Origin of the sequence: Phyllobacterium sp. 22229 (genome assembly GCF_052056495.1) — a bacterium.
In the GTDB taxonomy this organism is placed as follows: Bacteria; Pseudomonadota; Alphaproteobacteria; order Rhizobiales; family Rhizobiaceae; genus Phyllobacterium; species Phyllobacterium myrsinacearum.
The window spans coordinates 1-25,235 of record NZ_JBQEPA010000024.1; the positions used below are offsets into that span (position 1 = coordinate 1).

24 protein-coding genes and 2 pseudogenes are annotated in these 25,235 nt (G+C 56.5%); 10 read left to right on the forward strand and 16 right to left on the reverse strand.

The genetic code is table 11. From position 1 onward, the window contains the following. Nucleotides 1–297 precede the first annotated feature (297 nt). Both ACTJJ7_RS23385 and ACTJJ7_RS23390 read right to left on the reverse strand, forming a co-directional pair. Nucleotides 298–1,770: a SecDF P1 head subdomain-containing protein gene (locus ACTJJ7_RS23385; RefSeq protein WP_440968981.1), complete on the reverse strand. Its 1,473-nt coding sequence runs from the start codon at nucleotides 1,768–1,770 to the stop codon at nucleotides 298–300. A 177-nt stretch (nucleotides 1,771–1,947) separates the two neighbouring features. Next, nucleotides 1,948–2,589 (reverse strand): dihydrofolate reductase family protein, encoded by a 642-nt coding sequence (locus ACTJJ7_RS23390; protein ID WP_105734728.1) that lies wholly within the window; start codon nucleotides 2,587–2,589, stop codon nucleotides 1,948–1,950. A 148-nt stretch (nucleotides 2,590–2,737) separates the two neighbouring features. Between ACTJJ7_RS23390 and ACTJJ7_RS23395 the strand changes: the two genes are divergently transcribed. Both ACTJJ7_RS23395 and ACTJJ7_RS23400 read left to right on the forward strand, forming a co-directional pair. Then, entirely contained in the window at nucleotides 2,738–3,094 is a 357-nt protein-coding gene (locus tag ACTJJ7_RS23395; RefSeq protein ID WP_105735015.1) for an ArsR/SmtB family transcription factor, read from the forward strand. Further along, nucleotides 3,069–3,560: an SRPBCC family protein gene (locus ACTJJ7_RS23400; protein ID WP_207226807.1), complete on the forward strand. Its 492-nt coding sequence runs from the start codon at nucleotides 3,069–3,071 to the stop codon at nucleotides 3,558–3,560. Before ACTJJ7_RS23395 ends, ACTJJ7_RS23400 begins: the two co-directional genes overlap by 26 nt. A 98-nt stretch (nucleotides 3,561–3,658) precedes the next feature. Here ACTJJ7_RS23400 and ACTJJ7_RS23405 read toward each other — a convergent pair whose 3' ends face one another. The 3 genes and pseudogenes from ACTJJ7_RS23405 to ACTJJ7_RS23415 all read right to left on the reverse strand — a co-directional run bounded on the left by ACTJJ7_RS23405 (nucleotide 3,659) and on the right by ACTJJ7_RS23415 (nucleotide 8,113). Continuing rightward, complete coding sequence (locus ACTJJ7_RS23405) at nucleotides 3,659–5,608, reverse strand: GTP-binding protein (RefSeq protein WP_440968982.1); 1,950 nt, start codon at nucleotides 5,606–5,608, stop codon at nucleotides 3,659–3,661. A 361-nt stretch (nucleotides 5,609–5,969) separates the two neighbouring features. After that, nucleotides 5,970–6,782 (reverse strand): annotated as a pseudogene (locus ACTJJ7_RS23410) (DUF2066 domain-containing protein). A 476-nt stretch (nucleotides 6,783–7,258) separates the two neighbouring features. Further along, nucleotides 7,259–8,113 carry an alpha/beta fold hydrolase gene (locus tag ACTJJ7_RS23415; protein ID WP_440968983.1) on the reverse strand — a complete coding sequence of 285 codons (855 nt, stop codon included), beginning with the start codon at nucleotides 8,111–8,113 and terminating at the stop codon, nucleotides 7,259–7,261. 192 nt (nucleotides 8,114–8,305) lie between these two features. Between ACTJJ7_RS23415 and ACTJJ7_RS23420 the strand changes: the two genes are divergently transcribed. Both ACTJJ7_RS23420 and ACTJJ7_RS23425 read left to right on the forward strand, forming a co-directional pair. Next, nucleotides 8,306–8,923, forward strand: coding sequence for a TetR/AcrR family transcriptional regulator (locus ACTJJ7_RS23420; RefSeq protein ID WP_440968984.1), 618 nt, complete (start codon nucleotides 8,306–8,308; stop codon nucleotides 8,921–8,923). 494 nt (nucleotides 8,924–9,417) lie between these two features. Then, nucleotides 9,418–11,154 (forward strand): SulP family inorganic anion transporter, encoded by a 1,737-nt coding sequence (locus ACTJJ7_RS23425; protein ID WP_440968985.1) that lies wholly within the window; start codon nucleotides 9,418–9,420, stop codon nucleotides 11,152–11,154. A 151-nt stretch (nucleotides 11,155–11,305) separates the two neighbouring features. On the opposite strand, the gene ACTJJ7_RS23430 is transcribed toward ACTJJ7_RS23425, so the two are convergent. Continuing rightward, a complete protein-coding gene (locus ACTJJ7_RS23430; protein WP_440968986.1) occupies nucleotides 11,306–12,082 on the reverse strand; it encodes a spermidine synthase in 777 nt (258 codons plus the stop codon). A gap of 224 nt (nucleotides 12,083–12,306) precedes the next feature. Here ACTJJ7_RS23430 and ACTJJ7_RS23435 point away from each other — a divergent pair, with 224 nt between their 5' ends. Both ACTJJ7_RS23435 and ACTJJ7_RS23440 read left to right on the forward strand, forming a co-directional pair. Then, nucleotides 12,307–12,702 (forward strand): DUF983 domain-containing protein, encoded by a 396-nt coding sequence (locus ACTJJ7_RS23435; protein ID WP_440969045.1) that lies wholly within the window; start codon nucleotides 12,307–12,309, stop codon nucleotides 12,700–12,702. Between the two features lie 44 nt (nucleotides 12,703–12,746). Continuing rightward, nucleotides 12,747–13,226, forward strand: a complete 480-nt coding sequence (locus ACTJJ7_RS23440) for a GNAT family N-acetyltransferase (protein ID WP_440968987.1) — start codon at nucleotides 12,747–12,749, stop codon at nucleotides 13,224–13,226. Between the two features lie 86 nt (nucleotides 13,227–13,312). Here ACTJJ7_RS23440 and ACTJJ7_RS23445 read toward each other — a convergent pair whose 3' ends face one another. After that, nucleotides 13,313–13,525: a hypothetical protein gene (locus ACTJJ7_RS23445; RefSeq protein WP_130272999.1), complete on the reverse strand. Its 213-nt coding sequence runs from the start codon at nucleotides 13,523–13,525 to the stop codon at nucleotides 13,313–13,315. Between ACTJJ7_RS23445 and ACTJJ7_RS23450 the strand changes: the two genes are divergently transcribed. Further along, nucleotides 13,515–14,060 (forward strand): hypothetical protein, encoded by a 546-nt coding sequence (locus tag ACTJJ7_RS23450; protein ID WP_440968988.1) that lies wholly within the window; start codon nucleotides 13,515–13,517, stop codon nucleotides 14,058–14,060. The genes ACTJJ7_RS23445 and ACTJJ7_RS23450 overlap by 11 nt on opposite strands. Before the next feature lie 17 nt (nucleotides 14,061–14,077). Next, nucleotides 14,078–14,341 carry a helix-turn-helix domain-containing protein gene (locus ACTJJ7_RS23455; protein WP_105735012.1) on the forward strand — a complete coding sequence of 88 codons (264 nt, stop codon included), beginning with the start codon at nucleotides 14,078–14,080 and terminating at the stop codon, nucleotides 14,339–14,341. On the opposite strand, the gene ACTJJ7_RS23460 is transcribed toward ACTJJ7_RS23455, so the two are convergent. Beyond that, a complete protein-coding gene (locus tag ACTJJ7_RS23460; protein WP_440969049.1) occupies nucleotides 14,338–14,550 on the reverse strand; it encodes a hypothetical protein in 213 nt (70 codons plus the stop codon). The two genes, ACTJJ7_RS23455 and ACTJJ7_RS23460, sit on opposite strands and share 4 nt — an antisense overlap. On the opposite strand from ACTJJ7_RS23460, the pseudogene ACTJJ7_RS23465 reads away from it, so the two are divergent. After that, nucleotides 14,446–15,165, forward strand: a pseudogene (locus ACTJJ7_RS23465) (YoaK family protein); the annotation flags it as partial. The gene ACTJJ7_RS23460 and the pseudogene ACTJJ7_RS23465 sit on opposite strands and share 105 nt — an antisense overlap. A 219-nt stretch (nucleotides 15,166–15,384) precedes the next feature. On the opposite strand, the gene ACTJJ7_RS23470 reads toward ACTJJ7_RS23465, so the two are convergent. The 4 genes from ACTJJ7_RS23470 to ACTJJ7_RS23485 form a co-directional block, all read right to left on the reverse strand. Continuing rightward, a complete protein-coding gene (locus ACTJJ7_RS23470) occupies nucleotides 15,385–16,155 on the reverse strand; it encodes a pyrroline-5-carboxylate reductase (RefSeq protein WP_440968989.1) in 771 nt (256 codons plus the stop codon). 286 nt (nucleotides 16,156–16,441) lie between these two features. Further along, the gene (locus ACTJJ7_RS23475) at nucleotides 16,442–17,719 is read right to left on the reverse strand and encodes an MFS transporter (RefSeq protein WP_440968990.1); all 1,278 of its coding nucleotides are present in this window, start codon (nucleotides 17,717–17,719) and stop codon (nucleotides 16,442–16,444) included. A 42-nt stretch (nucleotides 17,720–17,761) separates the two neighbouring features. Then, nucleotides 17,762–18,697, reverse strand: a complete 936-nt coding sequence (locus ACTJJ7_RS23480) for a dihydrodipicolinate synthase family protein (protein ID WP_440968991.1) — start codon at nucleotides 18,695–18,697, stop codon at nucleotides 17,762–17,764. Next, on the reverse strand, nucleotides 18,694–20,001 hold the full coding sequence (locus ACTJJ7_RS23485) for an MFS transporter (protein WP_440968992.1): 1,308 nt from the start codon (nucleotides 19,999–20,001) through the stop codon (nucleotides 18,694–18,696). Before ACTJJ7_RS23485 ends, ACTJJ7_RS23480 begins: the two co-directional genes overlap by 4 nt. Before the next feature lie 152 nt (nucleotides 20,002–20,153). On the opposite strand from ACTJJ7_RS23485, the gene ACTJJ7_RS23490 reads away from it, so the two are divergent. Next, nucleotides 20,154–20,840 (forward strand): FadR/GntR family transcriptional regulator, encoded by a 687-nt coding sequence (locus ACTJJ7_RS23490; RefSeq protein WP_440968993.1) that lies wholly within the window; start codon nucleotides 20,154–20,156, stop codon nucleotides 20,838–20,840. A 13-nt stretch (nucleotides 20,841–20,853) separates the two neighbouring features. On the opposite strand, the gene ACTJJ7_RS23495 is transcribed toward ACTJJ7_RS23490, so the two are convergent. Genes ACTJJ7_RS23495 through araH form a run of 4 tightly spaced genes read right to left on the reverse strand, consistent with a single transcriptional unit; the run spans nucleotide 20,854 to nucleotide 25,231 of the window. Next, on the reverse strand, nucleotides 20,854–22,566 hold the full coding sequence (locus tag ACTJJ7_RS23495; protein WP_440968994.1) for an IlvD/Edd family dehydratase: 1,713 nt from the start codon (nucleotides 22,564–22,566) through the stop codon (nucleotides 20,854–20,856). Nucleotides 22,567–22,585: 19 nt separating this feature from the next. After that, nucleotides 22,586–23,368 carry an SDR family oxidoreductase gene (locus tag ACTJJ7_RS23500; protein ID WP_440968995.1) on the reverse strand — a complete coding sequence of 261 codons (783 nt, stop codon included), beginning with the start codon at nucleotides 23,366–23,368 and terminating at the stop codon, nucleotides 22,586–22,588. Then, nucleotides 23,365–24,279 (reverse strand): aldose 1-epimerase, encoded by a 915-nt coding sequence (locus ACTJJ7_RS23505; protein WP_440968996.1) that lies wholly within the window; start codon nucleotides 24,277–24,279, stop codon nucleotides 23,365–23,367. Before ACTJJ7_RS23505 ends, ACTJJ7_RS23500 begins: the two co-directional genes overlap by 4 nt. A 1-nt stretch (nucleotide 24,280) precedes the next feature. Further along, the gene (araH, locus tag ACTJJ7_RS23510; protein WP_223615347.1) at nucleotides 24,281–25,231 is read right to left on the reverse strand and encodes an L-arabinose ABC transporter permease AraH; all 951 of its coding nucleotides are present in this window, start codon (nucleotides 25,229–25,231) and stop codon (nucleotides 24,281–24,283) included. Between the last annotated feature and the right edge of the window lie 4 nt (nucleotides 25,232–25,235).

Sequence of the window (25,235 nt, forward strand, 5' to 3'; positions counted from 1 at the left end):
AAGGTGCACAACCGGACACAGGCAGCCGCCGTCTACCGCAATCACATCGATCACGAATCCCTGCAATCGGCCTTCAGTTGGAACACCGAGCGCGCCTTCAGCCGCAATACCGAAATCACAGACCTCATCATCAATATCTAAGCCATAGCAATGATCACATTTGTCACGAACGCTATGCTGATCTCCATTCAGGTCTATATCCGGTCGGAACCTCTGGTTCCACCGCATATGCGCTCCTGGAGCTTGCGGGAGAACACGGGATCGGCAAACGTGCCTTGAGCAGTTTTGATTGTTTTCTCACGGCACCACACGAACGAAGATCGAAGCGCCCGGTATTGCCAACCGCTCAGCCAAGATCTGCAAGTTCTTCCTATCGGCGTCGGTTATTACAATATGACCATCGACGATCGGCTCCCTTATCCAGGGTTCCATGATAACCTTGTCGTCGATCAACACTTGGGTTTGTTGTCCTATGGCGGCCTGGGTGAAGTCCTTGAATTTTGCGGCGCTGTCCGGCGTGAGGTCAATATTCAGACCAATATCATGATGGACGGGGGACGCGCCCAGTATCGCGCTTTTCACCTGAAGCGAGATGGGCGCTATGACCGTGTTCTTGTTTTCATTCCCGGCAGCCGCCACATGGGCCTGTGACGTTCCGCCATGAGGGGCGGATGCCTGAATATCATCGTTGACGCGTGCTGGCGTGGCTGTGGTTGACGGCAGCGGTTCGACGCGCAGATCCGGTGTCAGCAAAGTGGCAGATGTCAGAATAGCGGGAATGGGTAGACTGGCTGGCACCTGTTCGCGCCGCACATGAGTGAACGTGCGAACGGTCATGCCTCCCGACCGAACCGCCACCGTTTCCAATGCTTCCAGGACCGAACCATCATCCAGAGATACGACAAAGCGGGAGGTTCGGTTCTTGCTTGCGCGTTTGACCTCGGCAAGTTGATCGCTTGTCAGAGCCTTTGCCCGCTCGGGAAAGGCAGTCATCATCTTGGCAGTCGCCGCCTGCTGCGATTGGCTGAGTGCAATGGGGTCATCGATTTGAGAGAAAGACAGAGTTGCCGTGTGCCTGACCGTATCCGTCGATTCCAGGGTCCAGATGATCTCGGCACGCACATCGACACCACTAATGTTTTCAGTTCCCGACGACGTATAGGCCTGCGCTATCTCAAGGGTCTCTTCGCTGGCGCCTTGCCCATTGGCCAACACCAGCGCCTCCGGTATCAGGGCGGTGACGATCTGGAGTGGATTTGCACGCACCGCTTCTATGATGTTACTGACGCCGCTTTCCGGCGCAGCTGATATTCCTCCTGGCCCATTTGCAGCCATTTTCTGCATGTTGGCCACAATCGCATCGGCACCGAGCACATTGGAGGGGATTCCGCTCAAATTTGTTTCGAACTCCAACTGGTTTACGCCATAGGCCAGCAGAGAATTCTGATAGAGCGGGTTGAGCTGATAGGTGGACGCGGCGCCGGAAACACCTTCCGGCAAAGCGGAATCAAGGGACCAGCGAACGCGCATGCTCTTCTCATCCCGCGATAAGATGATCATGCGCCGGCGATACGCGCCGCGCATCGCAACGGACGACGCGCCCGGGTTGTCGAACCAGAAAGACATGTCGGTCTCGCTTGCCATCTGAACGCGATAGACATGCTCTACACCGGGCGCTGGCGCGTAGGCTGGGATCGTGACGTTTTCCGCAGACCAAGCCGGAGCCAAAAGTGCGGCGTAGGCGCCGAGTAAGAAACCGAGAAATCTCAACTGTGAATTCCTTATGCCGGCATGATGTTGCTTTGGCGGTCCAGCGCGGTCAGGCCCATCGCCGCCTCCCAAGAATTCGACGCTCCCGTATCGATCAGGATGCACTCCTTTCCATCTCTATAGGGCGGCCGTCCCGATTTATACAGCCGATGATGGCTTCAAGTCACGGGCCACCGGCTAGCGGCGGAAAGTGAGGTGGATCGTGCCGCTCTGTGCCGTTTCTGCCTTGGTTGTGTAGCCCGCTTCCAGACCGCGCAGATCGTCCCACAGGCGGATGCCGCGCCCGAGCAAAATCGGAGCGATCGCAACATGAAGCCGATCGACAAGGCCCGCCTTGAGGAAGGCGCGAACGACAGTAGGACCACCGCCAACCCGCACATCTTTGCCGCGCGCCGCACGAACTGCCTGCTGGAGCGCATCAACCGGCGTGGTATTGAGGAAGTGGAAAGTGGTGCCACCGGCCATCTCCATGGACGGCCGCGGGTTGTGGGTGAGGACGAAGACCGGAACCCGGAATGGCGGCTCGTCGCCCCACCAGCCACGCCAGTTCGGATCGTCGGGAAAATTGTGGAGCCCGAACATGCCGGCACCCATAATCTCGGCACCCACATTCGTGAAGTATTCCTTCGCGTAATCATCATCGATGCCTGTGGTCCCTGCTCCCGTGGTATCCTTCAGCACGCGCTCACGGAACGTTTGCGTTGCCACATATGCGCCGACGAGACGCGGCCAGTCCTCACCGAACGGGGCTTCGGGCGTCTGGTCCGTCGTTGTCGCGAAACCATCGAGCGAGATAATGAGATCGACACGAACTGCCATTGGAGTCCTCCTTGTAAAGGGTTGCCGCTCAACGGCCCCAATATTCCAGGCCTAATAGTAAGGCATGTGCCTTTCTATTCGAAGTCAGATACTAAGGCAAGTACCTTTTTATCCTTGACCGGCGCGCCCGATCACTTTACGGATAAATATGCCTTACCATTCGACCCCGCTCGACCTCGCCTTTCACGCCCTGAGCGACCCGACCCGCCGCGCTGTGGTATCGCGGTTGGTCGAGGGCGAGTTGCCGGTCAGTGCCCTGGCCAAGCCTTTCGACATGGCACTGCCCTCCTTCGCCCAACATCTCAAGGTGTTGGAAGATTGCGGGCTGATCGCCAGCGAAAAGCGCGGGCGCAGCCGCTGGTGCCGGCTGGTGCATGCGCGCTTCGACGAGGCGGCTGACTGGATGGAAGCCGAGCGCCGGCGCTGGACTGAGCGGCTGGATCGGCTGGAAGTCTATCTGGATAAAGCGGAAGAGGAGAATGAAGGACATGGCAAACCTGTTTGAGACATGGTCGCTCGACCGCGAAATCGTGCTGGTGAAGCTGCTCAACCACCCTCGCGACAAGGTCTTTGCCGCCTGGATGGACCCCAAGGCACTTGGCGAATGGTACGGCCCGGCCGGCTTCAGCATCGAGACCCACGAAGCCGATATCCGCGAGGGCGGCGTCTGGCGGTTCGATATGGTGGGCGTATTCGAGGGCGAGCAGCAGCGCTTCCCAAGCCTCATGCGCTTTCTGGAGATCGTGCCGAACGAGCGGATCGTGATGGATTATGGCACGCCAGATCCTGACGACCCCGACCGTTTCCGCGCCACAGTGACCTTCGACGAGCAGACTGACGGCAAGACGGTGCTGACCATGCGCCAGCTCCATCCCAGCCGCGAGCGGCGTCAGGTGGTCATTGGCTTCGGCGCGGTGGAATACGGACTGCAGACACTGGACGGCCTCGCAGCCTGGCTCGATGGGTTTTGATCCCTGATCCCAGTAGGGTCCCGGTCCAAACCGTGAAACGAGCCAAGCGATGAAAACCCTCACCTTGGGCACCAGGCACGCGGGGGCGGCCGCGCCGATCAAGAGAGGTCTCGGCGCAGGCGCCGCAGATATTCGATCCGATTGAACGGATTGGCATCAGATCGCTGGCGCGAACGCTGTGAACCAGCCATGGGAGCATAATGATCAAAGGACGATTCCATAGTCCCCATACCGCTCGTCAGTCCCGGCAATTGTTGCTGAACATTTTGAACCATCTTGGATGCTATGGTGCCTTCCAGCCGGACCGAGCCATTGGCAATCACGGAATCCGCTGCTGTTGCACCGGATCTGGCAAGCAAGGTGAGCACCCCATTCAATGCCTCTGTCGGCGCTTCGAGGTGAAAGCGGTCGATCGGTTCACATATGACGGTTTGGGCGGATGATAGGGCGGTGGCCAGCACCAAAGGGGTCAACTGCCGGAAGTCAGCGGCCGTGCTCGTCGGGGAGCTGTGCCGGGCCGCAGTCATTGCCACGTGGCAATCGATGACCTGCCAGCCGAAAATGCCCTGTTTCAGCGTCTCGAATACGGTTTCCTCGACCGCTCGATAGAAACTTGCGGGCATCTGGCCTATCGGCACTTCCAATACGAAGCTGTTGCCCGCCCCTTCCGGCCGCGGTTCGACGCGTAATCCAACGGTTGCTATAAATGGATTTGGCTCCTTAAACATGATTTCGAGACCGGAACCGATTCCAACAAGCCTCTCCGCACAGATGACCGTGCTCTCCTCGAACATTGCTTCAAGACCGAAGTCCGTTAGCAAGGTCGACTGGATGACCTCCTTTTGCACCTCGCCATACAATGAAACGAAGACTTCGCCTTCAACATCGTTCCTGCGCAGATTGATCAGCGGGTCCTGTTCGGCCAGCTGGTTCAACGCCAGCCAGAGTGCCGCCTTATCGAAAGGCCGCCGGGCCAGGATGCGGGTTTCAAGGGTCGGCAAGGCAAAGTGATGCTGACCTCCAGGGAGGATATGTGAGCCTACCGCATCCCCGATCCGGGCACTGCTGAAACCACTGACACGCGCGATCTGACCGGCGCTGAAACTGCCGACATTGTGAATTCGGCCCTCCCTGAAAACATGGATTCCGGTCACCCTTGCCGGCCCCTTCGGTAGATTTAAATATTGCCGCAGATGGACCGTGCCGGATGTCAGGTACATGTAGGCGAGCTTTTCACCTCCCCATCCGTGCTCGATCTTGAATATTTTGCCGGCAACTGAGCCATCCGCATTAAGGCGGCGCGAGGGTAGCATCGTCGCAATGGCCGAACTCAAGGCTGGTATGCCAACACCAGTCGTTGCGGCTCCGCCAAATGCCGGGTGCACCAGACCCTTGGCAACCTGATCGGCCAAAGAGCGTTCGAGCCTTTCGACCGTCAGGCTATCGGGGCTCTGCACGTAGTCGCTCAGCAGCATGTCGTCATTCTCCGCCAGCGTTTCACACAAGATCGTGAAAAGCGGCTCGTGCGCCGGGTCGGATGCCTCAACCTGGGTAAGTTTGCAGCCCCCATTGACGACGGTCGACATGGCAATGGGCCGGACCGGCAGCTGAACCGGAATATCCCTCAGCACCTCATCATATCGCGCGCCGAGGCGATCAACCTTGTTGATGAAGAATATGAAAGGAACGCCAAGACGGCGCAGCGCACGCACCAGTATGCGCGTCTGGGCTTGCACCCCTTCAACCGCTGAAACAACGACGACTGCGGCATCCAATAGTCCAAGCACGCGCTCGACTTCAGCGATGAAGTCGGGGTGACCGGGCGTGTCGATGAGGTTCACCACCGTATCGCCAATGGTAAACGACACGACGGCAGCCCTGATCGTGATGCCACGTTGCCGTTCGAGTTCGAGGCTATCTGTCTGCGTATTGCCGCTATCGACGCTGCCGAGCTTGTCTATCATCCCCGCGTCAAAAAGCAGTCGTTCGGTAAGGCTAGTCTTTCCTGCATCCACATGGGCCAGGATGCCCAGATTCAAAGTGCGCATGAACCCTCAACTTCTCAGAATTTCGTATGTGATTTTCGTGAGAAATGAGTCGGCGCATTGGAACCTCTATAAGCTAAGAACTGTGGCTTGATGCGCATCCTCTGCAGTTCTGCAGAGACGCGGGCCAAACCCTATTGGCGTATCCAAAGATATGTCAAGCCCGTTAAAGCGGTGCGGCAAGACCTTCAACGAAAGATCATGCTCGCCCCGGTGAAGCGAAACGTTTAGAAGATAGCTTTGAGGCTTGTCCGGCAAACGCGTCTTGAAACGCACAAACGGTTTCTTTCGAAGTGCCGGTGATGGGTTTTGGGCCAAGATTCGCGTCATCATCTGACATATAGGCTAGTGCGGGAAAAGACCGTCATTTCTCGGCGTGAGTCAACGCGCCGACAGGTTTGCCATTGCCAGACAGAATCTGTGCGGCTCCCTTAAGGGCATTTCTGAAGGCGTCGTCAAAGCTGACGCCCCGCACCTGCCACCTCGCTTCGTGGAGTTTGTTTGCACTCGGTTGAACGTCCAGTTCCCATGTTGCGATCCAGCCGCCCTCGCTATCGCTCCAGTCCAACTCACCCGACAAAGGCATGGTACCCTCTACCGATCGTAAGCCGGTACACTCGCCGGACGGGAAAACCACATCGATGCCTGTGAGATCGGATGCGGCGGCGAATGCCTCTCGCATGGCCAGATCGCGGCTATTACCGGCCGCTACCTGATAGCTCGCTTGGCCGCGACGCACCTTCAATAGCACTCCGAGCACGGGCCGTTTGTCTAGCCATGGACGAACTCCGAGCCGCCCGAGCAGATCATCGATACTGTCCTTGCGAAAATGGCATGTGAGATCGTGGGGCCGATCATGGGTTCCCTGCTCATCATGAATCGGGCGGCCTGCCAGCCTGTCGTGATAGGAAAAACTCTAGATATAGTCCGAGGCATGCTTGCGGACAGTTTGCATCTCGGCGCCCTCACTCAACCGCGAACTGCCCGACACCCGAGGAAGAACCTTATCCAGGCAATCCACGAAGCCCTTTGCACGATTTTCTACGCCTTGACCGGTTACAACGCTCACGACTGCATAAATATCGCTTGGTGTGAAAGCGTTTGCCGGCGGCGCAAAGAAAAATCCCGCCAACAGCAGCGCAGGGAATCGACAATTTGCACCTACAGCACCCGTCATCGCATTCCAAGCCGCCGCTTCAAGCCCAAGATACCATGTGCGCGGAGATCATGACAAGATCAACACAACGCGATGCTGTCTGGGAAGGCGGCAGGCACCCCATCTTGTTCTCGCCCTCACTACTGACGTTGATAACGGCCCGTTAATTGGAGCGGTATACCCGCAAGGCCGATCAATGGCTCCTGTTTGAAACATGGCCTGCTTTACTGCCCGCTACATCGGTCCAACGGGAGATGTTCTCTTCAGGAGAAGCGCACCCGCCAAGGCGCCCACCAAAAGCGGCAAACCGTGAATGTCCTTGACACAGGTATCCGCTATTGCCGCTCCCATGACGATCACAGCCGCAACTTTTGAAACCAACGACGCAGGCTTCAAAAGGCTCCACGCCAGAAGTCAGCCCAGAAGCCTGGCGACGGCAACCGATCCCCCTGCGCCATGCGGTTGCCATGCATACCCCGCCGCTCTCGCCGTCGTCTTCAGCGCGTTGAAACAGAATCGCGAAAATCGGCCAGGTCGCGATTGAACCGCTGCGCTTCCTCCACGAATGGCGCGTGTCCGGAATCGGCATAAATCTGCGAGCGAACCGCCGGGTTGAGGGCCCTCGCCCGCTCAAGGCTCGGGCGCGCCATGACCAGTGCATCCTTTTCGCCGTAAAGCATCAGCATAGGAGCCTTGATCCTGGGCAGCCCTTCCGCCGCAAAGACTGTCATGGAAGGCACTGTTCGGGTCATGATCCACGATGCCATGGCCGCATTGGACAACAGCCGCTCGAACGTTACCTGATCCGGCTGCGTCGCAAAACACAGCGCCAGAAAGTCGCGCATTGCATCGAGGTGGACCTTCAGGTCGTCCGAAGCAAGGCCCGCATAGACTTCGGGATGCGGCTTTAAAAGCTCGGCTTTCAGTTCAATGACACCGCCCACGTAAACCAGGCCCCCGATCTCATCATCGCCGTAAGCTGCAACATAGTTGGAAACGACTACTCCGCCCAACGACCAGCCGACAAGAACCGGATTTTCGGCTTTTGTCACATCGAGCACGGCGCGCAGGTCATCAGCCCAGCGGCGTCCGTCACCATAGGCCTGCGCATCCTGTGGCTTCCCCGAAAGTCCATGGCCGCGAAGATCGAATGTGATCAGCCGGTAACGTAAAAGGTCAGGACTGTGCAACTGGCTCTCCCAGTCGATATGGCTCCCGAGCAATCCGTGGATGAAGACAATGGGCCGCCCGGCAGGATTGCCAGCCTCCTGAACCGCGATGTCGACACCGTCCGGCGACTTCACAATGTAATCCTTCTGCCATGCCATTGCGACCGAAGGCATAATCATCATCAGGGCTATCCATAGCGCCCACACCATAAAGACACGGCTGGCACGCCTCGCCCCGCAGACGCCTAGTCCGATCGGCGGCTCTTCACTCTGCATCGTCAACATCCGATTATTCACAATATTCATCCTTATATTTAGCGATCACTACAAGATAAAGGCTTGCATTGTGCTGTCAAGTTGTCTTTAGTGATCGCTATGGATAAGCTCGTTAAAAAACGTCGGGGCGGGCCGCGGACCTTCGATAGGGACCACGCGGTTGATACCGCCATGCGCCTGTTCTGGCGCCATGGGTATGAGGGCGTCTCGTTGAATGATCTGACGGCGGCGATCGGCATCGCGCCGCCGAGCCTCTATGCAGCGTTCGGCAGCAAGGCTGGCCTTTATCGTGAGGCGCTCGATCGATATTCCGGCCTGCCAACGGCACTGAACAATCTTGGTCAGACGACCAGTCTTTGCGAAACTGTGGAAACCCTCCTCAAGAACGCCATCGAAGCCGTCACTGAGCCTGGCGAGGAACGCGGCTGCATGATTTCGAGCGGCATGATCCAGTGCGGCGAAGACCACGCCGACCTGGCCCGCGAACTGGCGGAGCGCCGAGGTTTGATGCGGGACAGCATTATGCTCAAACTCCAACCATGGGTGGATCGGGATCGTGCCGTGTCGCTGTCCCGCTACCTCGTCACCATCCTGCAGGGTCTTTCAGTTCAGGCACGCGATGGCGCCTCCCGCGAAGAGCTTAAGCAGGTCGCTGGCGAGGTCGCGGCTGGCATAAAAGGTCAGAACCTCTCGGATTGCAAAAGCGAGACACCCTAGAGGCTTGGCATAAATTACGCCTGTATCAGCCAACGATGCGGATCGGAGCGGCGTCGGGTTTGGGGCCGGGTCGTGACAAGGTCATCGCGAAGTTGTACGGGACTTTGGACGAAACGTGAACCATGCCAGATAAAACATGGGTAAGGCTCTTGTTCTAAGCTTAAACGTATTCGCCCGTTCTTTCCCTTCCCGCGCGTCTTAACACGTGCCGCATTCTGAGCGTAAGCAACGACAATACTCCCACTTGTGAGCCAGTCGCAGGATTGCGACATTCCTGGCGTATTACAGGTGGCAGCCACTCAGAGTGGTATCGCGTCGATTGTATGTTGAACAAGGCAAAACCAAAAGTGGCCTCTGATCCGGGCTCCACTGTTCATTAAACACGGAGGCGGTATACTCACGCTGAGACGATCAGCGTGTCGTCGTTGTCGCGACGGCGACCGCCGACGTTGGATGCCGACGATCCCGCCGCTCTCACCTGAGAGGGGTTTGAATTGGATACAGCCCATCGGTCGCAATCACAGCAGACAGCACCAAGCTTTGCCGAGCTTTTCACCCCAAAGCTGATAACGGTTTTGCGGGAAGGCTATAGCCGGAGTAAATTTCAGGCTGACATGATGGCCGGGCTCACGGTTGCAATCGTTGCCTTGCCGCTATCGATGGCAATTGCCATAGCGTCCGGGGTTACGCCCGACCGGGGGCTGTTCACGGCGGTCGTCGGCGGCGTGATCGTATCAGCACTGGGTGGCAGCCGATTCCAAATTGGCGGCCCAGCCGGTGCCTTCATCGTCCTCGTTGCGGCGACTGTGAGCCATCACGGTATTAACGGCTTGATCCTTGCCACGATGATGGCTGGCGTCTTCCTTGCGATCACCGGTTATCTTAGACTTGGAACCTACATCAAGTTTATCCCCTACCCCGTCACTGTCGGCTTTACCGCCGGGATTGCCGTCATCATTTTTGCCAGCCAGTTGAAGGAATTGTTTGGTCTTGATCTTGCGGGCAAGGAACCGGGAGATCTTCTGCCGAAAATCATGGCGCTTGGTGAAGCTGCAGGAACCGTCAATCTTGCCGCCGTCACAATTTCTCTGCTGACCATTGCAACCATCGTCGCGCTCAAACGCTGGCGACCGTCATGGCCGGGCTTGCTCATCGCGGTCTGCCTTGCCTCGTTGACAGCCGCAGCCTTCAGCCTTCCCGTTGAAACGCTCGGCACACGCTTTGGCGGGATACCGCGTACCCTGCCCATGCCTGCTCTTCCTGTGTTTACGCCGGAGCTTGCGATTGCGGTGCTGCCGGATGCCATCAGTTTCGCACTGCTCGGCGCAATCGAATCCTTGTTGTCGGCGGTGGTCGCGGACGGCATGACGGGAAGACGACATCGATCGAACTGCGAACTGGTTGCTCAAGGCTTTGCCAATATCGGATCGGGGCTCTTCGGTGGCATCTGTGTCACCGGCACAATCGCCCGCACGGCAACCAATATCCGCGCCGGCGCTTATAGTCCCATCTCCGGCATCCTGCATTCAGCCTTCTTATTGGTCTTCATGCTCGTCGCTGCACCACTTGCAAGCTATATTCCCCTCGCCGCACTCGCAGGCGTTCTCGCCGTCGTTTCCTATAACATGATCGAGAAGGAGGCATTCCGCGCGCTCCTTCGTTCATCACGCGGCGATGCCTTGGTGCTTCTTGTTACATTTGGGCTGGTGATCTTTCGCGATCTTACCGAGGGAATTGTCGTTGGCTTTGCGCTCGGTGCAATTTTATTCATCGACCGCATGGCGAAGAACGTAGCACTGGAAGTCCATGAACCTTTTGCCGTTGATGACGTGGCTGACGCTTCCAATGGCGATCGCGGCGAATACAACGCAGCAACCAGCACCGATCCCGATACGGTTGTCTACCGCTTGACCGGCGCCTTCTTCTTCGGCGCGGCTTCAACCGTTGGCACAATCCTTGATCGCATCGCCGATCAACGGCATAACTTCATTTTGGACTGTACAGCGGTACCTTTGCTTGACTCCACCGCAGCAAATGTCATTGAGGCCTCTGCCCGCAAGGCAGAGCGTGCCGGCGTCAAGTTCTATATTACCGGTGCATCGCCGGCTGTGCGACGCATGTTGCGTGCTCACGGTGTACGCCCACCCCATGTTGCCTATGCTGCAACAATTGCAGATGCAAGGGCGCTGCTTTTATCGGCGACAACACCTCGAAAAGAGAGCGCCCCTTGATCGGCTTGTAACCGCTATGCGAGCCGATCAGATATAAGATTTACGGGCCGGTACCTTTCAGGCGCGCGACGACGGCTGACGCTGCCACGACTTGTTTTCCGCCTCTCAATGAAGTCCTCATTGCATTTGCTGGATGAGATAACCTCAATTTCTACACCAGCTGTTCGGACCGCCGCCAAGGGATGAACCTGAAGCGTTCGAGATCGCGCGCAACATCATCTGCCACATCCGTTGGCGGCATCAAAAGCGTTGGCGCGTTGAAATGTTCAACCTCCCCCGCCACGAGCAGGGTGTTTCGGTCCCACAGGCCCGGCGTATCCAGAAGACGCACATCAGTCCAGATATTGCTGAGCTTTTCCGCCATCTCTTTGGGAAACTGGTCGCGATCATTGTGCGCCCAGATATTGCTGATCAAACAACCGTTGGTTTCGTCAAGACGTGCGTGCGCGAGTTCAAAAAATGTTTCCGTGCACAGATGGTCAGGGATGTCCCCTCCCGTATAGGCATCCAGAATGATCGCATCGTAGCGATGGCGAACAGCATGCAGAAAGTTCAAACCATCCTCGACGTAACATTCGATGTGATGGGGTAATCCGAAATATTTCCGGGCGATGAAAAAGGCGGTGGGATTGATGTCAACGATCGTCACCCGAACACCCGTCTTGTCGAGCATCGTACCCAAGCTGCCGCCGCCACAGCCGATCATCAGAACATCCCTGACCTGTGTTTGAGCAAGAAGGCCAAAAATCGCATGAATATAGGGGGCAACGCTTACCCCATTTATATCGCTTTCGGATTGGTAGAAACCGCCCTGGCGGTAAATGACGGAACCGGTGTTCTTGGCGCGAAGCACTTCAATTTTACCAAATTCGGAATGAAATTTCGCCAGCCGTATCATTGTGCAGTCGACCTCAGTAAATTTGTGCATCGACCGGCCTCGGCCGGAGACCCCGCGCATGTGTCAATTCATTCAAACAATCTGATCTCAACACCTGGAATCAATTATGATGTATAAAACATCACTAGTTGACTATAAAACGTTTATATATACGCTGCAACTGGCAAACATCAATTACCATCTTGGATAAACTGCGCGGGTGTAGCATAGGTGCAGAAACCTCGGTGCCGTTTGAAAAACAGCAAGGACACATCATGAGTGAAGACAAAGCGCTCTCTCCGCCAGTCGATCCCGTCTCCGCAGGGATCAAGGGCCGCTGTCCACGCTGCGGACAGGGCAAAATGTTTGACGGCTTCATTAAACTGCCCAAACACTGCACGAATTGTGGCCTCGATTATTCCTTTGTCGACACGGGCGAAGGGCCCGCAGTCCTGGTGATGCTGCTCGTCGGCTTCATTGTTGTTGGCCTCGCCCTTTGGACAGAGGTAACGCTGGCCCCGCCATTGTGGCTACATTTCATTCTATGGATACCCCTGGCGCTCATCCTGTGCCTGACAGCGTTGCGCACAATGAAGGGAATTCTGATTGCGCTCCAATACAAGCACAACGCAGCCGAAGGGCAGATCGACCGCTCGGCAAAATCCAAATAATGTCGTATCCAGAAGATGCAAATGCCACAAAAGGAATACTGCCGATGATTGGTTTCAGGCCCATGCGCCAGGGCGAGTTTTCGAGCTATCTCGATTATTTCATCCCTGACTATGCTGCCGAGATATCAGCAAACTACGGCCTGTCCAGTCCAGAAGCCGTGGTACAGGCGAAACGCGAAATTGCGGAGGACCTGCCCAATGGTCCAGATACATCCGGACAGGTCTTGCTCTGCATAACGGATAGCGAAAAAGAAAATGCCGAAACCATCGGCTATCTTTGGTACCGCGCCGATACGGATTCCAGAACAGCGTTCATCAGTGATTTTCATATTCTTCCCGCCTGCCAGGGTAACGGCTATGGCAAGCAAGCATTGCTGGCTCTGGAAATTGCGCTTGCCAGGGAAGGATTTGAGCAGATCCGTCTGCGCGTCGCCGCAGACAATATGCGGGCTCAGCACATCTACAAGGCCGGGGGATTCCGCACGACCGGCATCAATATGAGCAAGCGCATCAAAGCGGCGTGAGCGCCAGATTGCTCAGTGAACACACTCTTGGCCTGATTTTTACGCACAGCGAAAGTCGAGCGGAGACGCGCATCGGCCGATTGCGATCAATAAGATTGTAGTTGTCGTTCCGCGCTGAAGCGATCAGTCCATTTTGCGACTTCAGCCTGCGCGTGTTCACGGGTTCGAAACGGCCCAATCAGTTCGTGCCTTACGCCGCGGTCATTGACCTGTACGTAGTGAAGCCCCGTCGCGACTACGATGCTCACGGACGAGGCTACGGAGGTTTTGACCTCGACCGGTGTTTCATTGATCGCCATGGTCATCTCCATCAGTGGCGTCCGCTGCATTGATCCGCGGGGAAACTTCAGATGCACGCGGCCGGTTATCCTCGGAAAGACCATAGGTGGACATGTCAATGTCACCCCATATCGACGCAACGGGCGATTTTTGGCCCCGGCGGCCGTGCTTGATTTCAACGACAAACGGTTTCTTTTGCGGTTTCATCACAATCCTGTCGTTCGCTTTTCATCAAAGAAGCAAATTGCGTCAGCTCTGATCAGGCTGAGCTACCGGCTTTTGCGCTTCCAATTTATTCAAAAGTTCCGCCAGTTCCTCGGCATCCCGCCGGTTCATGCCAATAATGGTACGGCTGCCCATCTCGGCGGCTCGTGCCGTGCGCGCGTCGATGACCGTCCAGGTATCGTTAAGATCTTGCTGTGGTTTGTAACGTTGAGTCATAAAGATGAGAATAACGCCCACTTTCATTCCTGCCAAGAGGGCGCGCATATTTTATCGTTTCATATTGATGTTTTAAACATCAGTGATAAGGTGATGCAGATCACTACTCAATGATAAAAGTGGATACGATTGTGATTACTGCAAACCAAATGCGGGCAGCGCGAGCGCTGCTAGGCATCGATCAGAAAGCCCTCGCGGAGATGTCCGGTGTTTCCCTGCCGACCATTCAACGGATGGAAGCCAGTGAAGGCGATGTGCGCGGCATCGTCGACAGCCTGATGAAGGTCGTCAACGCCCTTGACCGCGCAGGTATTGAACTGATTGGCGAACATGCGCGCAGCGAAACGGGTGGCAGAGGTGTAAGGTACCGTCAACCGTCGCAAAAGCTCAATTAAATGCAGATGCCGTGGGATGCATTGTGCAGCGGCAGGACCTTCATGACATACCCGTGCAACTCGATGCCCTTCACTGTTGATTGATGATCTCCTATTTGCGCAAGATCACCGGAAGAGAACGGTTCGAAAAGACCGACCGGCATCTTGCGCGATTCCTGACTTTTGTGGCTGGAGCTGCAAATGCCGGAGGCTTTCTGGCGGTTCACCAATATACCTCTCATATGTCCGGTATTGTCTCGGCCATGGCTGACAATCTGGTGCTCGGCGACATTAGCCTTGTGCTTGCAGGCCTTGCTGCCTTTTTTTCCTTTGTGGCCGGAGCCGCCTGTTCAGCGATACTCGTCAATTGGGCACGGCGGAAAAAGCTTCAGAGCCAATACGCTCTGCCGCTTATGGTTGAAGCCATGTTGCTGATCTGCTTTGGGCTGCTCGGCCGCAACCTGGAGCACCGTGAATGGCTGTTCGTGCCGGCTACAGTCATGCTCTTGTGTTTCATCATGGGCTTGCAGAACGCCATCATCACCAAACTCTCCGGCGCGCGCATACGAACAACCCATGTTACGGGTCTCGTGACAGACATGGGCATCGAGCTGGGTAAGCTCTTCTATTGGAATTCGCCACCAAGCAGCCTCGATATGCCTTCCGTCAAGGCTGACCGCAAAAAACTCAAGCTGCTGGCGTCCCTTGTCGCACTGTTTCTTGTCGGCGGTATCGCCGGCGCAATCGGTTTCAAGCATCTCGGCTTTGCCGCATCGCTTGCCCTTGCAGCCATCCTTCTCATATTGGCGATCGTCCCTGTGCTTGATGATCTCAAAATCAGGATGAGACAAGCCTGGTGACGGGTTTCCACAAACACAATTAAGGCACCGGCGTTCGGGCCGAACGCCAGCCACGGCCCCTGGTCTTCCGTATTCAGGCCTGCCGGTTAATCCGGCCAAAAAGCGACAGACAAGACCATAGAAAACTCTTGTCGAAAATAGAGCGAGTTGAGAAGGTTCTGCTGCTGCAACGCCACTTTGCCTGTGGCAGCTGTTCGGCACACATTATCGTTGCTCTATGCGTTTGAGTACGGATTCGAGAGCCAGTGTCAGAGCCTTTGTGCCACCGTTTCCGGTAAACTCCGTGAAGACCTGCTCATTCAGACCTCCCTTTGTCGAAAAATCGGACGCCATCGCCTCAAACGATCGCGCCTCCGATGCGCCCGTTGCGTGGGACAGGCCCCCAAACAGCTGCCTCAAATAGGTGCTCGCTTGGTCGTAGGACATTCCTTCCACTTCAAGCCAGCGGGCGCTTGTTTCTAACAGGCCGAAATATGTACCCATCAGCGCACTCGCTGCGCCAAAAAGATCGTACTGCTTGATATCTTTTGCCTGAACTGTGGTTCCCAACGAAGAAAACAGATCGGCTATCAGATCATGAGGTGGATATATGGCTGTGGCTCCCTTTAAATCAGCCACGAAAGGAAGAGGAATTGCCCGGGTAATCGTGACGGGCACGTCAATCCACTTGGCAAGCGCTTCGATTTGGATAGCGGCAATAAAGCTCACCACATGTTGATCTTCGCGAAATCTGAGTTCCCCTATCACTTCCTTGGCAATTTGCGGTCTTACCGCAAGAAACACGATGTCGGCGCAGTCAACCACATCCTGGTTGTCTTTTCCGACGCGCACGATCGGAAACATCTCGTCAAGTCGGGAAGACACGCTTGAACTGCGCGGCGAGACAACAAGGGTTTCGACATCGGATCTTGATTTCATTAGGCCGGTCACGACCGCTTCGGTTATCGCGCCGGATCCGATGAATCCCAGTCTCATGAAGTCTCCCTTTCATTCGCATTGCGTTATTGCGTCCACAGTGGTCAATCAAATGGAATCCGCTATGGCGAACATGGACAGACTAGTGATCTCTCGGAGACGGGTCCAGCCGCATCCATCCACGACAACAGCATATCGCCCCAAGCAAAACAGGAACTGTTGGTTTGTCAGTGCTGCGGCTGCCTGAAGTTAATGTGCTAATGCTGTCGACAGAACCGATCTTCATTGACCACCTGCGGGCGTCGAACCAAGGTTCGAACCCGCTTCATGAAATTTTTCCGTTTTCTTACGACTGCTCTTCGCCCCGGGAAATCAGCCGCTCGACGATGAATACAAGGCATCCCGCCACCGTCAAACATGCCGCGAGGAAGAACATCGGTGCAATCGTGCTGCCCGTCGCATCCTTTATCCACGGCACGACGTTTTGAGCAATGAACCCGCCCAGATTGCCCACCGAATTGATCGCGGCCAACCCCGCCGCCGCGCCGGCGCCTCTGAGAAACCGCGAGGGCATGCTCCAGAACACGGGTTGTCCGGCGAATATTCCACCGGCAGCAAGGCAAAGAAAAGCAAACTGCAGCGTCTGATTGGAAATCACTGCAGATAAGACCAGGCAGATCGCGCCCAAAAAGGCTGGTATGACGATGTAGGGCGTCTGCCAGCGTGCCCGCGCCGCCATACGCGGCACGGCATAAAGCGCCACAGACACCACCACCCAGGGAATGATGTTCAGAAAACCGTTGGCAACATTGCCAATGCCAAAGCTTTTCAGAACGGTTGGCAACCAATAGCTCAAACCATAGGCCGAGAGCGGAAAGCCGATGAAACATACCGACATGAGCAGGACACGCGGGTCAAGGAGCGCCTTGAATGCATGGCCGCCTTCCGTTCCGAGATTTGAATTCTCGTCGTCGATGCGCTTTTTCAGCCAATCCTTTTCCGCTGCTGTCAGGAATGTTGCCTTTTCCGGCCGGTCGTCCAGATAGAACCACGTCACGATCCCGGCAATCACAGCAGGAACGCCGGTAACAAGAAATACCCATTCCCAGCCTTTGAGGCCAAGAAGGCCATCCATGGCCAACAACGATCCGCCAAGCGGCGCTCCGATCGCATTGGCCACGGCGCTGAATATCATGAAGAGACCGACCATTGCGCCGCGATAACGCGCCGGATACCACAACGTCATGAGATAAAGCACGCCGGGGAAAAAGCCGGCCTCACACACACCCAGCAGAAAACGAAGCATGTAAAACATGCCGGCGCTCTGCGTGAATGCCAGTGCTATGGTCACCAGGCCCCACGAGACGAGAATTCGCGCGAACCATCGGCTCGCACCGAATTTTTCCAGAAACAGGTTGCTTGGGACTTCAAAGATGAAATAGCCGATAAAAAACAGCGACGCTCCAAGCCCATAGGCATACTCGCTCATGCCGAGAGCATCGACCATCTGCAGTTTGGCAAAGCTGACATTTTGCCGATCGATATAGGCGATCAGATAGAGGATGCCGAGAAATGGCATCAATCGCCACGATATCTTGCTTATCAGCTGTTTTTCTACGACCATGATATTCTCCAAGAGGCATTGTGGGTGAAGCGGCCGAATCCATCAGGACGGCCGTTGCTGGGTGCCTGTTACTGATGTGTCTGCGAACCGGCCGAGGCGCGCGGCGTGCAGCTGCACCAGCCGCTCACCGAAAGCGGTCGGGCGCATCGCCGGGGCTCGATCGAAAACCTTAATCCCAGCCCGTGCGGCGAAAAGGCGTTTGCCGTAACACATCAGATGCTCGATTCCCTGCATGACAAACGCCACGGCGGGTAGCATCTGCGCATAGGTGTCTTCCGCCGATGCCAGATTGCCTGACCTGTAATCCTTATAGGCCCGTACGGCATAATCGATGATATCCGGCGCAAGGATATAGCCGGCGCAGCCTCCATTGAGCCCATCGATCAGTTCAAGTCCGCCGCGTCCATTGAACACCGGAACGCTGCTGCCTATCGCCCGGATGAGGGTTTCGACATCCACAGCCGATGCCTCGGCTTTCAGCAGGCGGATATTGGGGTGATGAGTGGTAAGAGCCGTCATATCCGCTGCCCCGAGGCCGCGGCCCAGAAATGCCGGTGCATTTTGTATAGCAACGGGCAGTGACGTGGCATCGGCCACCCGTCCGAAAAAGGCTATGTATTCCTGCGCATTGAAGCTTCCGGCAATGGGCGGCTGGAGGATAACCCAGTTCGCGCCCACCTGTTCGGCATGGCGCACCTGCGCGACCTGTTCGGCAACAGACGTGCCGAAGATCGTAAAGGCCAGCGGCAGACGGCCGGCATTGTCCTCGGCCAGCCAATCCATGACTGTCCGCCTCTCATGTTCGGTCAGTTTGGCGACTTCCGTCGCCAACCCAAGCGCAGCGATACCCTGCACACCGGTCGAAATGGCAATCTCTGTCTGTTTGCGCATGGCTTGACGATCGAGTTTTTCGTCCCGGTCGAAGAAGGCGTACAAAATGGCGTGGATGCCGGAAAAATCATTGGATGTAGCGTTCAAAATTGTTTCCTCAGAACAGGCAATGGCAGATTGGAACGAGCACGGCGCGCAAGGGCAATGCCCAATATTCCTCCGATGACAAGCGCAGCAGCAACGAGGCCCAACGCCACATTATAGTTGCCTGTCGCCTGCCGGATGCCGCCGATAACCGGTGGCAGTGCAAGACCGGCGACATTCGCAAGGGCGTTGATCAAAGCAATGGAGACAGCAGCGGCAACGCCGGATACATATTCCGTGGTGACAGCCCAGAATATCGGAATGACCGCCCAGTTCAGTCCAACGGAAAGGACGAGCAAGGCGTAGCGGACATAGATATCACCGGAAAAGACGGCCGCGATAATTGCAACGCCGGATGCGACAAGAGGAAGGCCGAGATGCAGAGCTCTTTCGCCGGTCGCATCGGAATGCCGGCCATTGAGAAACATGAAAATGCAGGCTGCAACAAATGGCACTGCTGAAAGCAGACTGACGATCAGATTGTTGCTGCCAGACAGATCTTTGACGATCAAAGGCATGAAAAGTGTCAACCCGATTGTGCCGAAGGCCTGCAGCAGCCAGAACACCGCCAGCAACCAGATGTGCACATCAGCAAACGCTGCAACCCACGAGGCCTTGTGCGATACAGCCGCCGCCGTCTGCTCGCTCTCGATCGCCTGTTCCAGACCGCTCTGTTGCTCCGGCGTCAGCCAGCGTGCATCGGCAGGCCGGTCCGGCAGGAACCAAAGGACCAGGAAACCCAACAGGACTGCCGGCAAGCCCTCGATGAGGAAAACCCACCGCCACCCCGAAACGCCCAGCACACCGTGGGCATTCAACAGCAATCCCGAAAGAGGCAAGCCGATAACGGAAGCAAGAGCGGCGCCGATATAGAAGAATGACATGGCATGAGCGCGATCCCTCGATGGATACCATCTGGCAAGGTAGTAGATGATCCCCGGTGTAAATCCGGCTTCCGCTGCGCCCAGCAGAAGCCGCATGCCGTAAAGCTGATAAGCGCTTGTTACCAGCGCCATGCCTGCGGCGATGATTCCCCATGTCACCATGATGCGGGCGATCCACCGGCGTGCGCCAAATCGTGTCAGCGCGACATTGCTGGGAATTTCGAAGACGATGTAGGTGGCAAAGAACAGACCAGCCGCAATCCCGTACATGCGCTCCGTCAGTTGCAATTCCGCGTTCATCCCCAACGCCGCAACGGAGATGTTCGACCGGTCAATATAGGCGACCAGATAGAGCAGCATCACAAAGGGCAAAATGCGTCGATTGACGCGCCTGATCGCGTCGGACGTGTTGTAAGCAGTCATTTATTCCTCCCCAGAACCGCTCTCCCAAGCGGCCTATCAAACATCATACGTTTAACATATGATGTTTGATAGGCAAGAAACTTTTTTGGAGTTCCACCCCGATTGTGTATGGGTGATGAAGCACACAACAATTGTTCGATGAGGTAAAAGCCATGAGAATCCGGAAGCCAAACCGAACCCGGATTGTCGTGGTAGCGCTCGGCGCCCGCATCGCAAGCGGCGAGTTTGAGCCCGGGGCACTCCTGCCCTCGGAGACGGTGCTTGAGCAAGAATACGAGGTCAGCCGTACCGTCATTCGCGAAGCCACCAAGATCCTGTCGGCCAAGGGCCTTGTGACCGTCCGCCAACGACATGGAACCCATGTCAACCCGCGTGAGCAGTGGATGTGGATGGATGGCGAGCTCATCAGCTGGCTGGCAAACGGCAAAGCCGCTAAGAGCGATCTTCTGGCATTCGCCGAGGCACGGCAGATCATCGAGCCAGGCGCTGCAGCTCTTGCCGCTCTGCGGGCAACACAGAAACAGCGCCTGGAGATTGTCGCAGCCTATGAACGGATGAAGACAGGCCACGCATCACCGCAGGAGGCCATACTCGCGGACAAGCAGTTCCATCTTGCGATTCTGGACGCAACACACAACCCTGTTCTGCAGAGCCTGCGCCAGACAATCGAGTCCATTCTGGATGCCGTTTTTCCCCATACGGTTGGCACATTCACCCACAACCTCGACAATCACGGCAAGGTTGCCGATGCGATAGCGCGCGGCGATCCCGAAGCCGCACGCGCCAATATGGAGAAGGTCCTGCAGCATACCACGCGGTTTCTGCAGTCCGTCCGTTGAAGCTGGCGAAGCTCTAATGGCTCTCACGCGGTATCCCGGCACCGCGACATCCCACCAGGAAATCAAGGTCAGCCCCGCGGTCAGCCTGAAGAACGCGCTCTGTATAAAGATGCTGGTACCCGCCATCCATTGCCGGAACAGGAGCCTGCCAGAACTGACGGCGCAGGTCCAGTTCGGCATCAGACACATCCAGATGAAGTTTTCGCGCGTCAACGTCGAGTTCGATGAAGTCGCCATTGCGCACCAGGGCCAGCGGACCGCCGACAGCCGCTTCCGGGGCGACGTGGAGGACAACCGTCCCGAAAGCCGTCCCTGACATACGGGCGTCGGAGATACGCACCATGTCCCGCACGCCCTTCTGCAGCAACTTCTGTGGCAGAGCCATATTGCCGACCTCGGCCATCCCGGGATAACCCTTGGGGCCACAATTCTTCAGCACCATGATGCAGGTTTCGTCAATATCCAGCGCCGGATCGTCAATGACGGCCTTGTAGTGGTCGATGTCTTCAAAAACCACGGCACGTCCGCGATGGCGCATGAGTCCAGGCGATGCAGCGGACGGCTTTATGATCGCACCCGAGGGCGCTAGATTGCCGCGTAACACGGCAATGCCGCCTTGCGCCGTCAAGGCTTTTTCCGTCGGGCGGATGACTTCCGGGTCGAAATTTTCCGCCTGCGCAATGTTTTCGCCCACAGTTCTGCCGGTGACGGTCATTGCATCAAGCTCGATCAGGCCGGCAATCTCTTTCATGACGGCCGGAAGCCCGCCTGCGTAACAGAAATCCTCCATCAGGAAACGCCCCGATGGCATGAGGTCGAGGATCGTGGGAATGTCACGCCCGAACCTGTCCCAATCGTCCAGCGACAATTCGCAGCCGATCCGTCCGGCAATGGCCAGCAGATGAACAACCGCATTGGTCGAGCCCCCGATAGCCCCGTTTATCCGGATGGCATTGGCGAAAGCTTCGCGCTTCAAGATCGCCGAAAGCCGCAAGTCTTCATGCACCATCTCAACGATGCGGCGCCCGGTCATGCGGGCAAGGCGTGCGCGATGGGCATCGACCGCTGGATAGGCGGCATTTCCCGGCAGGGCAATTCCCAATGCCTCAACCATCGATGCCATTGTCGATGCGGTGCCCATGGTCATGCAATGACCCGGCGACCGGGACATGGCACTTTCAGCATTGGCAAACTCCTGTTCGCTCATGACGCCGGCCCGGACATCCTCCGAGAATTTCCACACATCCGTTCCCGAACCGATCTGCTTTCCCTTGAAGCGGCCGTTCAGCATGGGGCCGCCCGATATGACGATGGACGGCAGGTCGCAGGATGCCGCGCCCATGACCAGGGATGGCGTGGTCTTGTCGCAGCCTGCCATGAGGACCACGCCGTCCATGGGATTGCCCCGGATCGATTCCTCGACGTCCATCGACGCCAGATTGCGAAACAGCATCGCCGTTGGCCGCAGATTGGATTCGCCGCAGGAGAAGACGGGGAATTCCAGCGGCAACCCGCCCGCCTCCAGCACGCCCGCCTTGATATGTTCGACGAGACCGCGGAAATGCGCATTGCACGGCGTGAATTCAGAAAATGTATTGCAAATGCCGATCACCGGACGTCCGTCAAAGGCATCATCCGGCAACCCGCCATTTTTCATCCAGCTGCGATGGATGAATGCATCCTTACCGTTGCCGCCAAACCAATGCTGGGATCGTCTCTTCGTCATGATTGATGCTCTGTCTTTGCTAATTATTCGGGTGTTGCTGCTGGCTGAGTCCGCCGTCCACGACAAGGCAGGCGGCGTTCATGAACGGGCACTCATCGGAAATCATGAACACAGCCGCCTGCGCGATCTCCTTCGGCGAGGCGATGCGCCCGCCGGGATGAAGAGCAAGTGTCTTGGCGCGCGCTGCAGCCGGGTCTTCAAAGCTGTTCCAGTAGTCGAGCACCTTCTGCGTTTCCACATAACCAGGTGCCAGCGCGTTCACCCGCACGCCTTCACCCGCATATTCGAGTGCAAGCGATTTTGTCAGGCCAAGCAGGGCATGTTTGGCGACCGGATAGGGAAAGGTCTGCGGTATGATCGTAAAGCTGTGTGTCGAGGCGATGTTGAGGATGACGCCGCCGCCCTGCTCCAGCATTGAAGGTAGTACGGCTTTGCTGCAGTTCCATGCGCCTTTGACATTCACATCAAAGTTACGGTTCCACTGCTCTTCGGAGGTTTCAAGAGGGGTGGAGAACACATTGATGCCGGCATTGTTGATCAGGGCGTTGATTGCACCGATTTCAGATGCAGCCTGATTGACTGCAGCGTTAACAGCCACGCCATCGCTGATATCGACAACGGCAAATCCGACTGAAATTGCCCTCGCCCGCAATTCATCCACCGCGCTTTCGAGCAATGCACGGTCCCGATCGATGAGAAAAAGCCGGGCACCTTCCGCCAGACACGCCTCGGTGATTGCCAGACCAATCCCCTGCGCAGCGCCTGTGATGACTATCCTTTTTCCGGCAAGTCGGTTCGTCATGGCACTTCACTCCCATCAAGAATTGTCAGTAATAGTCTGCCGCTGATTTCCTCCCCCGGAGCCAGCAGTGCGAGCCCCATGGGATCGGTTTCGACAGAGGCCAGCGCATTCGGCGTATGGCTCATCGGCTCGAAGCAGAAGAAACTGCGGTCAGTGTCTGGCGCAAAGAGCATGAACCGCGCGAAGACTTCCGTGGCTTCCACGCTGAGAGAAAGATTGTGCTCCGGCCATGCAATGGTGGCCTTGCCGTCCCAACCCTCGAATGCATTGTTGATCCAGCGATCCGGTAGCGGTGTCGAACGTGCAAAAACCATATCCTCAGGCGGCGCTTCAAGGGTATGCGGAAGATGCGATGGCGCCTCCGTCCACCAACGGACTGCCGATGCCTTCAAGGCCGTTTTGGGCGTTCGCGGAAAAAAGGGATGAAATCCCATACCAAACGGCAGTATCTCATCACCGCTATTGGTTATGGAAAGCTGCATGTCGAGCGTGGCGCCTGTGAGCCGGATTGTTTGCGTTGCCCTGTAAGCATAAGGGGAATTTTCATCCGCCTTCCTGCTGAACGCCATTGTCACTGCTTCAACAGATGCCTCCAGCACATTCCAGTCGCCAAGCCAGCCATCGCCGTGGAGATAAAGGCTTTCCTGCGTATTCGGAACGAATGATCGACGCCTACCGGTAAAGTGGAAACCGTTGCCGGCGACCCGGTTGCCGATTGGGACAAGCGGAAAACATGCCGCCCGTTGCACCGTCAATTCCTGTTCCGTCCCGATGTAGGGACGCAGAAAGAAACGGCCATCCGACGTTTTGCCATCCACCACAGCACCGCCCTTTGAGGCGACGCGGACAGTCATACGCGCATTGTGCAGGACCAGAAAATCCACTGGAACTGACTGTTTCCCGGATGGCATTCTATCGCCTGATGAATGCGCTGGACCGCAGATTGTCGAGCATCACCGCCAAGAGCAGGATAAGGCCGCGCACGATATACTGATAAAAGGCGGGAATGTTCATAAGGTTCATGACGTTCTCCGCAATGCCCATGATCATCACGCCCACAATAACACCTGCCATCGTGGCTCGTCCGCCCGCAAGCGATACGCCGCCGAGAACACAGGCGGATATGACTGAAAGTTCAAGGCCGACGGCTGCATTGGGTTGGCCTGAGGTAATACGGGACGCGAGCAGTATCCCCGCCACGGCACAGACCACACCTTGCAAGGCAAAAATCCAGATTCTGGTCTTGTCGACATTGACGCCGGCAAGGCGCGACGCCTCCGGATTGCCGCCAATGGCCAGGGTATTCTTGCCGAAAACCGTGCGGTTCAAGACAAAGCCAAAGATCACGAAGAGGCCAGCAAGTATCCAGACCGGAGTCGGGATACCGAACAATTTCGAGAGCGCCAACTGATAGAAACCCGGATCATTGATACCTATGGCGCGCCCATCCGACGATATCAGCGCAAGACCACGCACAATCTGCATGGTCGCCAGTGTGGTGATGAGCGCATTGATCCTGAACTTTGCAATGACGAAGCCGTTGACGAACCCGACGAACGCACCGCACAGAAGTGCCGCGCCGATCCCGACCAGTATTGATCCGGTGGTATTCGACGCCATGACAGCCACCATCCCTGTGAACGCGGCCGTCGAGCCGACCGAGAGATCGAAGTCCCGCGCTGCGAGACAAAACATCATGGTGCAGGCGACAATCCCCACCGTAACCACCGACTGCAGCAGGCCCAGCATATTGCGCTCTGTCAGGAAATTGGGAACCAGCAATGCCACGATCGTGAAGGCCACGATGAAGATCAGGACAATGCCCTGGTCCCCCAGCAAAATCTTCTTCAACTGATTGGTCATGCCT

Bases quoted from the DNA above. Each gene is read 5' to 3' on its own strand.
- ACTJJ7_RS23390 (WP_105734728.1), bottom strand. From the start codon at position 2,589: ATGGCAGTTCGTGTCGATCTCATTATCTCGCTCGATGGTTTCGCGACA.
- ACTJJ7_RS23395 (WP_105735015.1), top strand. From the start codon at position 2,738: ATGCCTTACCATTCGACCCCGCTCGACCTCGCCTTTCACGCCCTGAGC.
- ACTJJ7_RS23400 (WP_207226807.1), top strand. From the start codon at position 3,069: ATGAAGGACATGGCAAACCTGTTTGAGACATGGTCGCTCGACCGCGAA.
- ACTJJ7_RS23405 (WP_440968982.1), bottom strand. From the start codon at position 5,608: ATGCGCACTTTGAATCTGGGCATCCTGGCCCATGTGGATGCAGGAAAG.
- ACTJJ7_RS23415 (WP_440968983.1), bottom strand. From the start codon at position 8,113: ATGATGATTATGCCTTCGGTCGCAATGGCATGGCAGAAGGATTACATT.
- ACTJJ7_RS23420 (WP_440968984.1), top strand. From the start codon at position 8,306: ATGGATAAGCTCGTTAAAAAACGTCGGGGCGGGCCGCGGACCTTCGAT.
- ACTJJ7_RS23430 (WP_440968986.1), bottom strand. From the start codon at position 12,082: ATGCACAAATTTACTGAGGTCGACTGCACAATGATACGGCTGGCGAAA.
- ACTJJ7_RS23435 (WP_440969045.1), top strand. From the start codon at position 12,307: ATGAGTGAAGACAAAGCGCTCTCTCCGCCAGTCGATCCCGTCTCCGCA.
- ACTJJ7_RS23440 (WP_440968987.1), top strand. From the start codon at position 12,747: ATGATTGGTTTCAGGCCCATGCGCCAGGGCGAGTTTTCGAGCTATCTC.
- ACTJJ7_RS23445 (WP_130272999.1), bottom strand. From the start codon at position 13,525: ATGGCGATCAATGAAACACCGGTCGAGGTCAAAACCTCCGTAGCCTCG.
- ACTJJ7_RS23470 (WP_440968989.1), bottom strand. From the start codon at position 16,155: ATGAGACTGGGATTCATCGGATCCGGCGCGATAACCGAAGCGGTCGTG.
- ACTJJ7_RS23475 (WP_440968990.1), bottom strand. From the start codon at position 17,719: ATGGTCGTAGAAAAACAGCTGATAAGCAAGATATCGTGGCGATTGATG.
- ACTJJ7_RS23485 (WP_440968992.1), bottom strand. From the start codon at position 20,001: ATGACTGCTTACAACACGTCCGACGCGATCAGGCGCGTCAATCGACGC.
- ACTJJ7_RS23490 (WP_440968993.1), top strand. From the start codon at position 20,154: ATGAGAATCCGGAAGCCAAACCGAACCCGGATTGTCGTGGTAGCGCTC.
- ACTJJ7_RS23495 (WP_440968994.1), bottom strand. From the start codon at position 22,566: ATGACGAAGAGACGATCCCAGCATTGGTTTGGCGGCAACGGTAAGGAT.
- ACTJJ7_RS23500 (WP_440968995.1), bottom strand. From the start codon at position 23,368: ATGACGAACCGACTTGCCGGAAAAAGGATAGTCATCACAGGCGCTGCG.
- ACTJJ7_RS23505 (WP_440968996.1), bottom strand. From the start codon at position 24,279: ATGCCATCCGGGAAACAGTCAGTTCCAGTGGATTTTCTGGTCCTGCAC.
- araH (WP_223615347.1), bottom strand. From the start codon at position 25,231: ATGACCAATCAGTTGAAGAAGATTTTGCTGGGGGACCAGGGCATTGTC.